Raw genomic sequence first — 13,411 nt, forward strand, 5'->3', positions numbered from 1 at the left:
GCACCTCCGATTGCGCGGCCGCCCTCGCCCATGCCCGGTCCAAGTTGCCCCGGACAGCGGCGGAGCGCTCTGCCGGGGGCAGCCGGCCGTTCCGGCACTCGTACGTGCTCCACCGGGGCTACAGGCGTGGGCCGATGAGGATCTCGGTGTCGTCGGGGCGGTAGGTGCGCCATCGGCCGTCGGGTGGTCGTTCGACCCGGAAGCCGTGGTGGACCTTGGTGTGGTGGCGTTCGCAGAGCAGGGCTGAGTTCTCGAGGTTGGTCTCGCCGCCGTGGACCCAGTGCACGAGGTGGTGGACGTCAGCCCACCAGTGCGGGGCGCCGCATCCGGCGAACACGCAGGTCTTGTCCCGGGCGACGACCGCTCGGCGCAGTCCGGGGGTGACCACCCGGTGGGTGCGCCCCAGGTCCAGCGGCACTCCGCCGGGTCCCATCACCACCCGGGAGAGCACCGCGTCACACGCCAGCCAGCGCGCCCGCTCGGCGGAGATCCGCGCCCCGAACCCGGTCTCGGCCGCACCGTGGCCGGTGGCCTCATCGGCGAAGTCCTCGACGTCGAGGGAGACGACCACGTGCGGCTTCACCGTCCGCAAGAAGGGGAGGTTGCCGGAGGCGAGGGCGTTGTCACACAGTTGGACGAGGGCGTCGGCCAGCTGCTGGGACCGGGTGCGCGTGTCGCCTTCGGGGCGGTTGGCCTGCACGATCGACTCGAGTGAGGCCTGGACCTTCTCGAACCCGACGGTGTCCAGTTCGAATCGACCACTCCCGCCCTCGGCGTGCTTCGCGAGGCTCAGCCGCCGCTCCTCGGTGGGGTCCGGCTCGGGACCGTCGGGGTCCAGGGTGGCCTTGTACCGCTCGACGGTCTGCTTGAGCGTGTCGTGGGGCTGGGTGGCCGCGACCAGCGCCAGCGCCTGGTCGATCTCGGCCAGGTCGACGTCCTGCTCCGCCGCCGCTGCCAGCCGGTCTGTCGTGGTGATCGAGGCGATCACCGCCACCGCCTCCGCGGTCACCGCCCCGGCGGCGAACGCGGCGGCCACCGCGGGCAGGTGCTCCAACGCCCGACCGGAGTGCACGAGTCGTGACGCGGCCGCCGAGGACAGCCGCCCGTGCCCGCGCGACCAGGACTGCATCGTCCGCATACCGTCGTGCTCGCAGGCCTGGGTCAGGTCGCTCCTGCGCACGGTGCGGGCCAGCTCGGCGTCGATGCGGTTCCGTGCCGCCAGCAGCTCCGCCGTCCGGTCCAGCAGTGCAGGGCCGGCCAGCGAGTCGAGGTCATCGGCGGCAAAGGCGTCCAGTACGGAGGTCAACTCGCCCACCGGACACCTCCCACCGTCTCGAACACGCGTTCGAAGACTACCGCGGCGAGAGCGTGGGCGCAAGACGAAAGCGCAGCTCAGATGGGGTATGGCGCCTTCAGTCGTCGGTGTCGGCGAGTACCTGGAACAGTGCGGCCGAGGCCTGGCGGACCATCGCCGGGTTGGTGTCCCAGTAGTAGGGGAGCGCCATCACGGCCTGGGACAGCACCCACCCCCGCCCGCGCAGCCGCGCCGCCGGGTCGGCGTCCAGCGCGTCGAGGAACCGGGCGCGGCTGCGCCCGTGGAACAGCTGCCAGGCCGGCTGCAGGTCGCAGGCCAGGTCGCCGACGGCGAGCCCGCCGAAGTCGATGACCGCCGACAGCCGGCCGTCCACGACCAGCAGGTTGCCGGCGAGCAGGTCGCCGTGCAGCCACACCTCCGGACCGGCGTGCGGCGGCGCCTCGAGCGACTGCTCCCAGCAGCGGAGGACTGCCGGGCCGTCGACGCGGTCCCCGAGGACGGCGACGCACCCCCGCACCGACGCGTCCCGCTCGGCGTGCGGCCCGCCGCGGGCGCCCGGCGGGCGCTCGGGTGCGCACGTCGTCGGCACGCCGCGCAGCGCGCGCACGAAGCCCGCCAGGTCGTCCGCGGCCCGGTCGAGGTCCCGGAGGCTGCCGTGGGCGTCCCGGCCCGGCAGCCACCGGCAGACCGCCCAGGGGAACGGGTGGTCCTCGCCGGGCTCGCCGAGCGCCAGCGGGACGGGGACGGCGAGCGGCAGGTACGGCGCCAGCACCGGCAGCCAGCGGGCCTCGGACGCCGCCTGGCCGGCGGCCCAGTCGACGATCGGCAGCCGGACGACGAGCTCGTCCCCCAACCGGTAGACGTCGTGGTCGGTGCCGGTGGTGGCGACGGCGCGCACGGGCAGGGCGGCCCACCGCGGGAACTGCCTCCGGACGAGCCGGCGCACCAGATCGACGTCGGTCGGCACCTGGCCGGTGTGCATGCCCCGCGGTGCCATCCCCGGCATGGTGTCCAGGGACACCCCCAGGAGGCAACCGACTTCCCTCAGGGCCGCTCGTCCGTGCGTAGCGTGGTCCCATGTCCGGTTCCCACGGCGCGGTCCCCTCGGACGGCCACCGGCCCCCGGCCCCCGTCGCCCCGCCCCCGGGCGGACGGGAACGGCCCGGCGTCCTGCGCTGGCTCTGGTACGCCCTCGGCGGCGGCCTGCCCGCCAGGCACTCCGGCTGGGTGCTGCACGACACCACCACCGCCGGCTGGGCCCTGCGGCACGTTCTGCGCGCCGCCGTGCAGATGGCCCTGCCGGTCCTCCTGGTGCTGCTGCTCGTCCCCGGCCCGTTCTGGATCCGCGGGATGACGGCGCTCGGCGGCCTGCTGCTCGGGCTGATCTTCTCCCTGGCCTACATGACCGAGACCACCGAGAACCGGGTCAAGAAGGCCGGGTACCCGGCCGGGACCGCCCAGGCGGTCCGGGACCGGGCCGCGATCGGCCGGGCCGCCGCCGAGACCGACCGGCGCCGGGCCGCCGCCGCGAAGCGGGCGGCCCGCTACCGTGCCCGCCAGGGTCGCTGACCCTCCCGGCGGGCCGCACCGCGCCGGTCCCGACGACCGAGGAGCACCCCCGGTGAGCACCGTTCCGCAGCGCCAGCAGGGCAAGGTCGCCTTCGTCACCGGAGCCGCGCGCGGGCAGGGCCGGGCACACGCGCTCCGGCTGGCCGCCGAGGGCGCCGACGTCCTGGCGCTGGACCTGGCCGGCCCGCTGCCCGGCGTGCCCTACGACTCGGCCACGCCCGACGACCTCGCGGAGACCGCCCGGTTGGTGGAGGCCCTCGACCGCCGGGTGCTCACCCACCGGGGCGACGTCCGGGAGCTCGGGGACATGAAGTCCTTCGTCGACGCCGGCGTCGCGGAGTTCGGCCGGCTGGACGTCGTCGTGGCCAACGCCGGCATCTGCATCCCGGCGACCTGGGACGAGACGACCCCGGAGATGTTCCGGGACACCATGGACGTCAACGTCACCGGCGTGTGGAACACCGTCATGGCCGCCGCACCGCACATGGTCGCTGGCGGTGCCGGCGGGTCGATCGTGCTGATCAGCTCCTACGCCGGCAAGAAGATGCAGCCCTTCATGATCCACTACACGACCAGCAAGCACGCCGTCACCGGCATGACCCGCGCCTTCGCCGCCGAGCTCGGCAAGCACGGCATCCGGGTCAACTCCGTGCACCCGGGCGCCGTGGCGACCCCGATGGGCAGTGGCGACATGGTCGCCGCGATCGAGCGGACGGTCGCCAGCAACCCGCCGCTGGCCGGGATGAGCGGTGTCTTCCTGCCGCAGAACTGGATGGAGGCGGAGGAGATCGCCAACGCGGTCGCGTTCCTGGCCTCCGACGAGGCGAGGTTCATCACCGCCGAACACCTGTCCGTCGACGCCGGCATGCAGTACTACTGAGCGTTCGCCGGGTGGCGCGTCCGCGCCCATCAGCCAACTCCCCGGTCGAGCGAGGGGACGGCATGGCGGGGTCGATCGGCGACGGGCAGGACAGGGACCCGGGCACCCCCCGGCCGGAGGCCCTCCGGTCGCTGGGCGACCGGCGGCTGTCCATCTGCCTGTACACGCCGTCGGCCAACCCGTCGGGCATGGGGTCGCACATGCTGGACCTGGCGGTGGAGTTCCTGCCCGGGGCCGACGTCTCGGTGCTGTGCTGGGACACGGTCGCCGGCCGGCGGGTCCTGGACGGCGCCGCCGCGGTGGGCGCGACCGCGCACGCCCTGCCGCACCCCCGGGACCCGGCCTTCGGCGACGCCATCGTCGCGTTCCTGGGCGAGCACCCCGCCGACGTCTTCCACCTGCACGTGGGCAGCGGCCGGGAGGACTTCGACGGCGCCCGGGCCGCGCGGCGGGCCGGCGTGCCGGCGGTGGTGCAGACCCAGCACCAGCCGTGGCTGTTCCGGGCACCGCGCAAGCTGGTCCGCTTCACCCGCGCCATCCGCCCCGTCGACCAGCTCATCGCGGTGTCGGAGAGCATGCAGCGCAGCTACGAGCGGGTCGGCGTGCCCGCCGGCCGGATCGTCACCGTGCCCAACGGCATCGTCCCGCGCGGCCCGGGCCCGGGCCGCGCGGCCGCGCGGGCGGAGCTGGGGCTGGGGCCCGACCAGCCGGTCGTGCTGACCGTCGGCCGGCTGGTGCGGCAGAAGGGCCACGACCTGCTGGTCGAGGCCGTGCCCCCGCTCGTCGAGCGGTTCCCGGACGTGGCGGTCGTCGTGCTCGGTGAGGGGTCGATGCGCGGCCTGCTGACCCGGCGGGTCGCCGAGCTCGGCATCGCGGACCACGTCCACCTGCCCGGGCACCGCACCGACGCCCGGATGCTGCTCGACGCCGCCGACGTCTTCGTGCTGCCGTCCCGGCAGGAGGGCCTCCCGCTGGCCGCGCTGGAGGCCATGGACCTCGGGCTGCCCGTGGTGGGGACCGACGTCCTGGGCACCGCGGAGGTCGTCGTCCACGGCGAGACCGGCCTCCTGGTGCCGCTGCGGGACACCCGCGCGCTGGCGGCCGCGCTGGCGGAGCTGCTGGCCGACCCCGAGTTGCGGGCGCACTACGGCGGTGCGGGACGACGCCGGTACCTGGCGGACTTCACTGCCAAGCGGATGGCCGCCGACACCTTCGCGGTGTACGAGGACGTGCTGCGGCGGCTCGGCGGCCGCTGACCGCCGGGACCGTCAGCGTCCGGCCGCCCCCACGGGGGCACCGCAGCCCGGGCAGCGCTCGGGCGGCGGACCGTCGTCGAGCCGGCCACAGGCGGGGCAGACCCGGTCCAGCCAGCAGACGGCGTCCCCGCCGTCCTCGGCCGGGTCCGGTCCAGGAGGGTCCACGGGGGAGGACACCGGTGCTGCACCTCCCGGGTGGTGGGGCGTCTGCCGCCCAGCATCGCAGCATCAGGGCCCGCCGCCGCGGGTCGGGTCGCTTCCGGCGCCGACGGGCCCGGTGGGGGACCGGCATGATCGGGCCATGGCCGACGCCGCCCCGCCCGACGTGAGCGCCCTGCCACTGGAGCGCAAGGCGCTGCTGCTGTCGGGGCAGGACTTCTGGTCGACCGCCCCGGTGGAGGAGGCCGGCCTGCCCTCGGTGGTGCTCACCGACGGTCCGCACGGCGTCCGACGGCAAGCCGCCGGGTTCGACGAGGTCGGTCTGCGCGACAGCCTGCCCGCCACCTGCTTCCCGCCCGCGGTCGCCGTCGCGAACAGCTGGGACCCGGAGGTGGCCGAGCGGATCGGCGCGGCCGTCGGCCGGGAGGCGCGTGCGCTCGGCGTGCACGTCGTGCTCGGGCCGGGGGTGAACATCAAGCGCAGTCCGCTGTGCGGCCGCAACTTCGAGTACTACTCCGAGGACCCGCTGCTGGCCGGTGTGCTGGCCGCCGCGCACGTCCGCGGCCAGCAGGCACAGGGCGTCGGCGCCTCGGTCAAGCACTTCGCCGCCAACAACCAGGAGACGCAGCGCATGCAGGTCAGCGCCGACGTCGACGAGCGCACGCTGCGCGAGATCTACCTCCCGGCCTTCGAGCGGGTGGTCACCGAGGCGCGGCCGGCCACCGTCATGTGCGCCTACAACAAGGTCAACGGCGTCTACGCCTCCCAGCACCGCTGGCTGCTCACCGAGGTGCTGCGCGACGAGTGGGGCTTCCCCGGCGCGGTGGTCTCCGACTGGGGCGCGGTCGACGACCGGGTGGCCGCCCTGGCGGCCGGGCTGGACCTGCAGATGCCCGGCGACCGGGGGGCCGGGAACGGGCGGGTCGTCGAGGCGGTGCGGACCGGCGGCCTCGACGAGTCGCTCGTCGACGTCAGCGCCGCGCGCGTGGCCGGGCTGGCCGCCCTGGTCACCGGACCGGCCGACGGCTTCGACGCCGACGCCCACCACGCCCTGGCGCGGGAGCTGGCCGCCGACTGCGCCGTGCTGCTGGTCAACCACGCCGGCACGCTGCCGCTCCGCCCGGGCACCCGCGTCGCCGTCGTCGGCGAGTTCGCCCGCACCCCGCGGTACCAGGGCGGCGGCAGCTCCCGCGTGCACGCCACCCGCGTCGACGCCGCGCTCGACGCGGTCCGCGCGCTCGCCGGCGGGCCGGTGGAGTTCGCCCCCGGCGCCACCCTGGACGGCTTGGGGGACGCCGCGGCGCTCCGGGCCGAGGCGGTGGCCGTGGCCCGCGCCGCCGAGGTCACCGTCGTCTTCGCCGGGCTGGCGGAGTCCGACGAGTCCGAGGGGCGCGACCGCACCACCCTGGACCTGCCGGCCGCCCAGGTGGAGCTGATCCGGGCGGTCGCCGAGGTGAGCCCGCGGACGGTCGTCGTCCTGTCCCACGGCGGGGTCGTCACCGTGGAGGGCTGGCACGACCGGGTGGACGCCGTGCTGGACGGCGCCCTGCTCGGCCAGGCCGGCGGCGGCGCGCTGGCCGACCTGCTGTACGGCGTGGTGGCCCCGTCCGGTCGGCTGGCCGAGACGGTCCCCGTCCGGCTGGCGGACACCCCGAGCTTCCTCAACTTCCCGGGGGAGCAGGGGCACGTCCGCTACGGCGAGGGCGTGATGGTCGGCTACCGCTGGTATGAGACCGCCGGCGTCGCGGCCCGGTACCCGTTCGGCCACGGGCTCGGCTACACCACCGTGGAGACGCGGGACCTGCGGGTCACCGCCACCGGGGACGACTCCGCCACGGTGGCGGTGACGGTCGCCAACACCGGTGCGCGGGCGGGCAGGCACGTGGTGCAGGTCTACGTCGCGACGGACGCCGGGCCGGTCCGGCGTCCGGCGCGGGAGCTGCGCGCCTTCACCAAGGTGTCCCTCGAGCCGGGGGAGAGCCGGACGGTGACCCTCGAGCTGGACCGCCGCGCCTTCGCCTACTACGACGTCCGCGAGGGCGGCTGGGTCGTCGCGCCCGGGGAGCACGTCGTCCAGATCGGCGAGAGCGCCGCGGACGTCGTGGCGGAGGCGACCGTGACCCTGGCCGGGGACGACCTGGTCCCCGCGCTGACGCTGGAGTCCCCGGTGGAGGACTGGGTCGGCCACCCGGTGGTCGGCGGGGACACCTCGGCGCTGCTGCGGCGGGGCCTCTCCGGCGGGGACGACGACCCCCAGGGGGACGCCGGGATGCTGCTGATGATCGGGTCGATGCCGATGCGCCGGTTCCTGTCGGACATGGGCGCGGACGTGCCCGCCGGGGAGCTCGCCTCGCTGCTGGCCCGCGCCGACGCGGCCCGGGGCGAGGGTTGCGCGGCTGCCCCGGCGGGCATGCCGAGTCCATCCGTCAGCCCGAGGAGGACCCCCGCGTGAGTGCCCCGGACCGCCCAGGTCAGGCCCGTCCCGTCCCGCGGACCCGGGTCGACGCCAACCGGCTGTGGGTCGACTCGCGCCCCCGGGCGGCCGCGCAGCGCCGCTTCGAGGCCCCGGTCCTGCGCCGGCTGGGCGGCGCGGTCCCCGACGGGCACGTCCTCGAGCTGGGGACCGGCCGCCGCGGCACCGGTCTGCGGCTGGCGCTGGAGCTGTTCGGCGCCGCGCGGGTCGACGGCGTCGAGCTGTACCCGGCCAGCGTCCGGGCCTGCCGGGACGCCGTCGCGGACCTCGGCGACCGGGTCCGCGTCACCGAGGGCGACGCCACGGCGCTCACCGGGGCGGACGCCTCCTACGACGCGGTGTTCGGCTACCACGTGCTGCACCACTGCGCCGCCTGGCGCGACGCCGTGCGCGAGGCGGCCCGGGTGCTGCGGCCCGGGGGGCGCTTCTACAGCTGCGAGATGACGGCGCGGATCGTCGACAGCCGGCCGCTGCGGGCGGTCTCGTTCCACCCGGCGGACGGCGACCGCCCGACGCCGGAGTCCCTCGCCGCGGCCTGCCGGGACGCCGGTCTGCGCGTCTCGGCCCAGGAGACCCGCGTCGCCGGGTGCTGGACGGCCCTGGTCGCGGTCAAGGAGTGACCGCACCGGCGCCGGCGGTGCGGTCCGCGCTCCGGCTCCTGCGCCGGCACGCCGGTGCCGTCTACGCCGCCTCCGCCGGGATCACCCTGCTCAACACCGTCCCGGACGTGCTCCGCCAGCTGCTGGTGTGGGACGACCCGCGGATCGCCGCCGCGCTCCTGGTCGACGTCGTCGGGTTCCTGACCGGCCTGGCCGCCCAGCTGTGGCTCACCGGCGTGGTGGCCGGTCTCCCCACGGACGGCGGGCTCCGTCTCCGCGGCGCGCTCGGCCGCGGGGTCGCCCTTGCCGCGCGGGCGGTCCGCCGGGCGCCGGGCACGGTCCTCGCCGGGGTGCTGCTCGGCGGCGGGGTGTCCGCCCTGGTGACGCTGCCGGCGTCGGTGGCCGCGATCGGGCTGCACCGGGTGGTCGGCCCGCTCGACGACCCGTCCGCGGCCGGCTTCGCCGTCGCCACGGCCAGCGACGCGGTGGCCAGCTGGCTCACCCTGCCCTTCCTCGCCGTCGTCCTGGTCCTCGCCGCCGGGCGGGGGCGCGGGGACGGTGCGGGTTGAGCCGGCCGGACGGCGGGCATCCCCGGGCGGTGAGCGACCCCTGGGACACCACCCGGAAGATCATCGGGAGCCTGTCGATCTGGCTGGGCACCGGAGCGCTGTTCGCCCCGCGGGCGATGGCCGGTGTGCTGGGGGTGCGGGACGCGGCGGCGACCGGGGACGTGGCGCTGCCGCTGCTGGTGCGGCTGATCGCCGCCCGCAACATCGCGATGGGCGCGGCGCTGCTGGCCACCCCGGTCCCCGAGGCCCGCCGCACCACCGAGGTCACCCTGCTGCTCACCGGGCTGGACGCCGCCGCAGTGCTGGTCGCCGGCCGCGGCGGCGACGTCGCCCGGCGCAGCGTCGGGCTGTCCCTGACCGTGCTGTCGCTGGCCGCGGCGGGCGCGGTGCGCTGGCACCGGTCCTGACCGCGCGGCCGCCGCTCAGTCCCGGGCGGCCGGCTCCCGCAGGCACCCGGCGATCGCCGTGGCCACCGCCAGCAGCACGGCGACGACGGTCAGCGCCCGCAGCACGGTCACCTGCTGCCCGAGGAAGCCGATCAGCGGAGGACCGGCCAGGAAGGCGCAGTAGCCGATCGAGGCGATGACGCTGACCCGGGTCGCCGCCCGGGCCGGGTCGTCCGCGCCGGCGCTCATGCCGACCGGGAACCCCAGCGACGTCCCCGCCCCCCACAGCAGCGCGCCGACGAAGGCCACCGGGGCGTTGGGGCCGAAGACGAACAGCAGCAGCCCTCCGACCGCCAGCCCGGCCAGCAGCCGGACGACGGCCACCCGGCCGTGCCGCTCCAGCAGCCCCGGACCCACCCAGCGCGCGGCGGTCATCGAGGTGAGGAACACCGCGAACCCCAGCGTGCCGATCGCCTCCGACGTCCCGTGGCCGTCGATCAGGGCGACGGTGATCCAGTCGTTCGCCGTCCCCTCGGCGAAGGCGAACGCCAGCACGAACAGACCGATGAGCAGCGTCCGCGGCTCCCGCCAGGCGGCGAGCACCCCGCCGGCGCCGCCCTCCGGGGCGGCCGCGCCCTCGTCGACGTCGGGGACGAACGCCCGGACGGCGACCGGCACGAGCACGCCCACGACGGCGGCGACGGCGAGCAGGTGGGCGGTCACCGACACCGACAGGGCGACCATGGCCGCGCCGATGAGCGCGCCGGCCACCGTGCCGAGACTGAAGCCGGCGTGGAACCGGGACATGATCGGCCGGCCCAGGTGCCGCTCGACGACGGCGCCCTGCACGTTCATCCCGACGTCCCACGCGCCGTTGGCGAAGCCCATCAGGAACAGGCCGACGACCAGCGGGACGACGCCGGCGAGGTGGCCGACGGCGATGACCACGAGGGCGGCGGTGAGCAGCCAGGACATCAGGACGACCGTGCGCCGCGAGCCCAGCCGGGCGATGACCGGCCCGGACAGCGGCAGGGCGACCACCGACCCGGCAGCGAGCGCGAGCAGCACCAGGCCGAGGGCGGCCGGGTCCAGCTCGAGCCGGGTGCGCACCTGGGGGATGCGGGCCGCCCAGCTGGCGAAGGCGAAGCCGGCGCCGATGAACGCGGCGTACGTGGCGCGGACGGCGGCCCGCACCTCGCCGACCGACGGGGTGGCGGGGCTGTCGGTGGCCGTCACGACGTCTCCTCTGCGGTACCGGTCGGCCGCACGGCGCGGGCCACGATCTCGCGGGTCTGGTCCCGGGTAGCCGGGGCGGTGGACAGGATCTTGTGCATCACGAGCCCCTCGACGAGGGCGTCCACCCCGCGGGCGGTGGTGGGGTCGACGAAGCGCTCGAGCACGCTGCGGCTGCGCCGCATCCAGGACTCGGTGACCGTGCGGAGCGCCGGGTCGCGCAGCGCGGCGAGGTAGAGCTCGTAGGCGATCGCCCAGTCGCGGGCGTCGGCGCCGGCGTCCCCGTGCACCAGCGCGGTCACCGCCTCGACCAGGCCGGGCACGTCCCGGACCCCGGCGAAGTGCGCCTCGTAGACCTCTGCCATCCGCTCCGCGTGCCGGGTGAACGCCCGGGCACGGAGCTCGTCCAGGCTGGCGAAGTGGTAGGTCAGCGAGCCCAGCGGCACGTCCGCGGCGGCGGCGATGAGCCGGTGCGTGGTGTTCGGCACGCCGTGCTCGGCGATCACGTCGAGCGCGGCGTCCACGATCCGGTCGGCGCGGTGCGGGTCGTGCCGGCGGACCGGGCGGGAGCCCGGGTCGAGGGTCACGGCAGCGGGCGGACGACCCGGGCCGGGGTGCCGACCGCCAGCACCCCGGCGGGCAGGTCCCGGGTGACGACGGCGCCGGCCCCGACGACGGTGTCGGCGCCGATGGTCACGCCCGGGCAGACGACCACCCCGCCGCCGAGCCACACGTTGTCGCCGATGACGATCGGGGCCGCGCCCTCCCACTTGTCCCGCCGCGGCCCCGGCTCCAGGGGGTGGGTGGCGGTGAGCAGCTGCACGTACGGGCCGATCTGCACGTCGTCGCCGATGGTGACCCGGGCGACGTCCAGGACGACCAGGCCGAAGTTGGCGAACGTCCGCGCGCCGACGGAGATGTGCTGCCCGTAGTCGCAGGAGAAGGGCGCCCGGATCTCGCTGCCGGGCCCGAAGGCGGCCAGCAGCTCGGTGAGCACCTCCCGGCGGAGCGCGCCGTCGTTCGGGTCCATGGTGTTGTACCGGTGGGTCAGCGACCGGGCCCGGGCGTTGTCCGCGGCGAGCTGCGGGTCGTCGGCGATGTAGGGGTCGCCGGCCAGCATCCGCTCGCGCATGGTGCGCCCGTCGTCCAGCATGTGTACGACCGTACACATGGATGCGTACGCGCGTACGCGCGGGAGGTGGGTCGGCTGGGCAAGCCGCTGCCGGACGTCGTCGCCCCCGGCCTGGACGTGCTGTTCTGCGGGATCAACCCGTCGCTGCGCTCGGCGGAGGTGGGGCACCACTTCGCCCGCCCGGGGAACCGCTTCTGGCCCGCGCTGCACCTGGCCGGCCTGACCCCGCGCCGGCTGACACCCGAGGAGGACCGCGAGCTGCTCGGCTACGGGCTGGGCGTGACCAACATCGTCGACCGCCCGACCCGGACGGCGGCCGAGCTCGAGCCGGCCGAGCTGCGGGCCGGGGCGGCGGCCCTGGCCGAGCTGGTGGCCCGGTACCGGCCGCGGACGCTCGCCGTCCTGGGGATCACCGCCTGGCGGCAGGCGTTCGACCGGCCCCGGGCCGCCCTGGGCCTGCAGCCCGAGCGGGTCGGCGGCGCGCGGACCTTCGCGGTGCCCAACCCCAGCGGGCTGAACGCCCACCACCAGCTGCCGGACCTGGCCCGGCTCTACGCCCAGCTCCGCGCGCCCGCGTCCTGACCGCCGCCGGGTGCGGCCCCCTCACCGGCTGGGACGGTCGGGGAGGCCCAGCGCCAGGGTGAGCTGCAGGACCGTCCCCGGGTCGTCCAGCCGGTCGCCGTAGCGCTCGCGCAGCTGCCCCATCCGGTAGCGCACCGTCTGCGGGTGCACGAACAGCTCGGCCGCGATCCGCTCCCGCCGGCCGTGGTGCAGCAGCCACGCCCGGAGGGTCTCCACCAGCTTGTCCCGCGCGCCGGCCGCCAGTCCTGCCAGCGGCGCGAGCACCTGCGCCCGCAGGTCGGCGAGGGACTCCTCGTCGGCCCGGAGCACCAGGTCGGCCAGCCGGGCCGAGGTGTCCAGCGGCGCGGTGCCGTCGGGCTCCAGGCCGAGCCGGACCGCCCGGACCGCCCGCTCGCAGGAGGCGGCGGCCTGCTGCCACGGCCGGGCCGGGCCCACCACGGCCGCCCGGCCCTCCAGGCCGCGCAGCAGGCCGGGCCGGGCGGCGCCGTCGGCGTCGGGGACGAGCAGCACGGTGAGCTCGTCGGACCCGGGCGGCAGCCCGCCCTCGCCGGACTGCAGCGTGCGGGGGTCCAGCAGCAGCAGGGCGCCGCGGGCGCGGGCCTCGGGCAGCACCACCGCGGTCAGCGAGCGTGGCGGCGCCCAGTCCGCCTTCTCGGCGGCGGCAGTGAGGTCGGCGGACGGCGCACCGGCCACGAGCAGCGCGGCCAGCCGCTCCAGGTAGCGCTCCCGGACCCGCCCGCCGACGGCCAGCTCGTCGGCGTGCCCGGCCACGCTGGAGGCGGACAGCCGGTCGATGTAGGCGAAGACCAGCTCGGCGAACCGGGCCAGCGACTCGACGGTCAGGCCGGCCGCGACCGCGGTGCCGCTCATCTCCCGCCAGGCCACCCGGGCGCCGACCCGGTAGGCGGCCAGCAGGGCGTCCATCGACCGGCCGCCGCGGGCCTCGCCGCGACCCAGCGCGTAGGCGCCGTCCAGGGCAGGGTCGATCGGGGTGCCGGCGTCGGCGTCCCCGCCGGAGGTTGCGAGCTCGAGGAACCCGCCGAGGGCCAGCTGGACGGCGTTCTCGATCGCTCGGCCCATCTCGCCGCCGAACGCGTCGGTGTAGCTGGGCACCTCCACCACGATGGCGGCCACGGTCCGCTCCGCGATCGTCGGGAGCCCGGCGCGGATGGCCGCCGCGACCTCGGCGGGGACGGTGGTCCGGCTCGACACCACGGCACCTCTCTTGTTCGGAGAGGACAAAAGCTACCGCGCGATT

The 13,411-nt window shown here is 76.3% G+C and carries 14 protein-coding genes; 8 read left to right on the plus strand and 6 right to left on the minus strand.

Features of this window, described 5'->3' with window-relative positions:
- Positions 1-118 precede the first annotated feature (118 nt).
- Both ACWIX6_RS10555 and ACWIX6_RS10560 read right to left on the minus strand, forming a co-directional pair.
- On the minus strand, positions 119-1,315 hold the full coding sequence (locus ACWIX6_RS10555) for a DUF222 domain-containing protein (protein ID WP_448616804.1): 1,197 nt from the start codon (positions 1,313-1,315) through the stop codon (positions 119-121).
- A 97-nt stretch (positions 1,316-1,412) separates the two neighbouring features.
- Positions 1,413-2,312: an aminoglycoside phosphotransferase family protein gene (locus tag ACWIX6_RS10560; protein ID WP_448616805.1), complete on the minus strand. Its 900-nt coding sequence runs from the start codon at positions 2,310-2,312 to the stop codon at positions 1,413-1,415.
- 80 nt (positions 2,313-2,392) lie between these two features.
- Here ACWIX6_RS10560 and ACWIX6_RS10565 point away from each other — a divergent pair, with 80 nt between their 5' ends.
- The 7 genes from ACWIX6_RS10565 to ACWIX6_RS10595 all read left to right on the plus strand — a co-directional run bounded on the left by ACWIX6_RS10565 (position 2,393) and on the right by ACWIX6_RS10595 (position 9,227).
- A complete protein-coding gene (locus ACWIX6_RS10565; RefSeq protein WP_448616806.1) occupies positions 2,393-2,884 on the plus strand; it encodes a DUF5313 family protein in 492 nt (163 codons plus the stop codon).
- Between the two features lie 52 nt (positions 2,885-2,936).
- Complete coding sequence (locus ACWIX6_RS10570; RefSeq protein WP_448616807.1) at positions 2,937-3,764, plus strand: mycofactocin-coupled SDR family oxidoreductase; 828 nt, start codon at positions 2,937-2,939, stop codon at positions 3,762-3,764.
- A 62-nt stretch (positions 3,765-3,826) separates the two neighbouring features.
- Complete coding sequence (locus tag ACWIX6_RS10575; protein WP_448616808.1) at positions 3,827-5,020, plus strand: glycosyltransferase family 4 protein; 1,194 nt, start codon at positions 3,827-3,829, stop codon at positions 5,018-5,020.
- A gap of 301 nt (positions 5,021-5,321) precedes the next feature.
- Positions 5,322-7,631, plus strand: a complete 2,310-nt coding sequence (locus tag ACWIX6_RS10580; RefSeq protein WP_448616809.1) for a glycoside hydrolase family 3 C-terminal domain-containing protein — start codon at positions 5,322-5,324, stop codon at positions 7,629-7,631.
- Entirely contained in the window at positions 7,628-8,272 is a 645-nt protein-coding gene (locus tag ACWIX6_RS10585; protein WP_448616810.1) for a class I SAM-dependent methyltransferase, read from the plus strand. Before ACWIX6_RS10580 ends, ACWIX6_RS10585 begins: the two co-directional genes overlap by 4 nt.
- Complete coding sequence (locus ACWIX6_RS10590; RefSeq protein WP_448616811.1) at positions 8,269-8,820, plus strand: hypothetical protein; 552 nt, start codon at positions 8,269-8,271, stop codon at positions 8,818-8,820. The genes ACWIX6_RS10585 and ACWIX6_RS10590 overlap by 4 nt, the downstream gene beginning before the upstream one ends.
- A gap of 29 nt (positions 8,821-8,849) precedes the next feature.
- Positions 8,850-9,227 carry a DUF4267 domain-containing protein gene (locus ACWIX6_RS10595; protein ID WP_448616812.1) on the plus strand — a complete coding sequence of 126 codons (378 nt, stop codon included), beginning with the start codon at positions 8,850-8,852 and terminating at the stop codon, positions 9,225-9,227.
- 15 nt (positions 9,228-9,242) lie between these two features.
- Here the strand turns inward: ACWIX6_RS10595 and ACWIX6_RS10600 are convergent, their stop codons facing one another.
- Genes ACWIX6_RS10600 through ACWIX6_RS10610 form a run of 3 tightly spaced genes read right to left on the minus strand, consistent with a single transcriptional unit; the run spans position 9,243 to position 11,592 of the window.
- Positions 9,243-10,442, minus strand: coding sequence for an MFS transporter (locus ACWIX6_RS10600; RefSeq protein ID WP_448616813.1), 1,200 nt, complete (start codon positions 10,440-10,442; stop codon positions 9,243-9,245).
- Positions 10,439-11,026 (minus strand): TetR/AcrR family transcriptional regulator, encoded by a 588-nt coding sequence (locus ACWIX6_RS10605; RefSeq protein WP_448616814.1) that lies wholly within the window; start codon positions 11,024-11,026, stop codon positions 10,439-10,441. The genes ACWIX6_RS10600 and ACWIX6_RS10605 overlap by 4 nt, the downstream gene beginning before the upstream one ends.
- Positions 11,023-11,592 carry a sugar O-acetyltransferase gene (locus ACWIX6_RS10610; protein ID WP_448616815.1) on the minus strand — a complete coding sequence of 190 codons (570 nt, stop codon included), beginning with the start codon at positions 11,590-11,592 and terminating at the stop codon, positions 11,023-11,025. The genes ACWIX6_RS10605 and ACWIX6_RS10610 overlap by 4 nt, the downstream gene beginning before the upstream one ends.
- 45 nt (positions 11,593-11,637) lie before the next feature.
- On the opposite strand from ACWIX6_RS10610, the gene mug reads away from it, so the two are divergent.
- Positions 11,638-12,153 carry a G/U mismatch-specific DNA glycosylase gene (gene mug / locus ACWIX6_RS10615; RefSeq protein ID WP_448616816.1) on the plus strand — a complete coding sequence of 172 codons (516 nt, stop codon included), beginning with the start codon at positions 11,638-11,640 and terminating at the stop codon, positions 12,151-12,153.
- A gap of 21 nt (positions 12,154-12,174) precedes the next feature.
- On the opposite strand, the gene ACWIX6_RS10620 is transcribed toward mug, so the two are convergent.
- Positions 12,175-13,365 carry a PucR family transcriptional regulator gene (locus ACWIX6_RS10620; protein ID WP_448616817.1) on the minus strand — a complete coding sequence of 397 codons (1,191 nt, stop codon included), beginning with the start codon at positions 13,363-13,365 and terminating at the stop codon, positions 12,175-12,177.
- Positions 13,366-13,411: the final 46 nt, after the last annotated feature.

The organism is Modestobacter sp. URMC 112, assembly GCF_053502575.1.

Coding starts and splice junctions, on each gene's coding strand:
- ACWIX6_RS10610 (WP_448616815.1), bottom strand. CDS start 11,592: ATGCTGGACGACGGGCGCACCATGCGCGAGCGGATGCTGGCCGGCGAC.
- ACWIX6_RS10565 (WP_448616806.1), top strand. CDS start 2,393: ATGTCCGGTTCCCACGGCGCGGTCCCCTCGGACGGCCACCGGCCCCCG.
- ACWIX6_RS10575 (WP_448616808.1), top strand. CDS start 3,827: ATGGCGGGGTCGATCGGCGACGGGCAGGACAGGGACCCGGGCACCCCC.
- ACWIX6_RS10560 (WP_448616805.1), bottom strand. CDS start 2,312: ATGGCACCGCGGGGCATGCACACCGGCCAGGTGCCGACCGACGTCGAT.
- ACWIX6_RS10580 (WP_448616809.1), top strand. CDS start 5,322: ATGGCCGACGCCGCCCCGCCCGACGTGAGCGCCCTGCCACTGGAGCGC.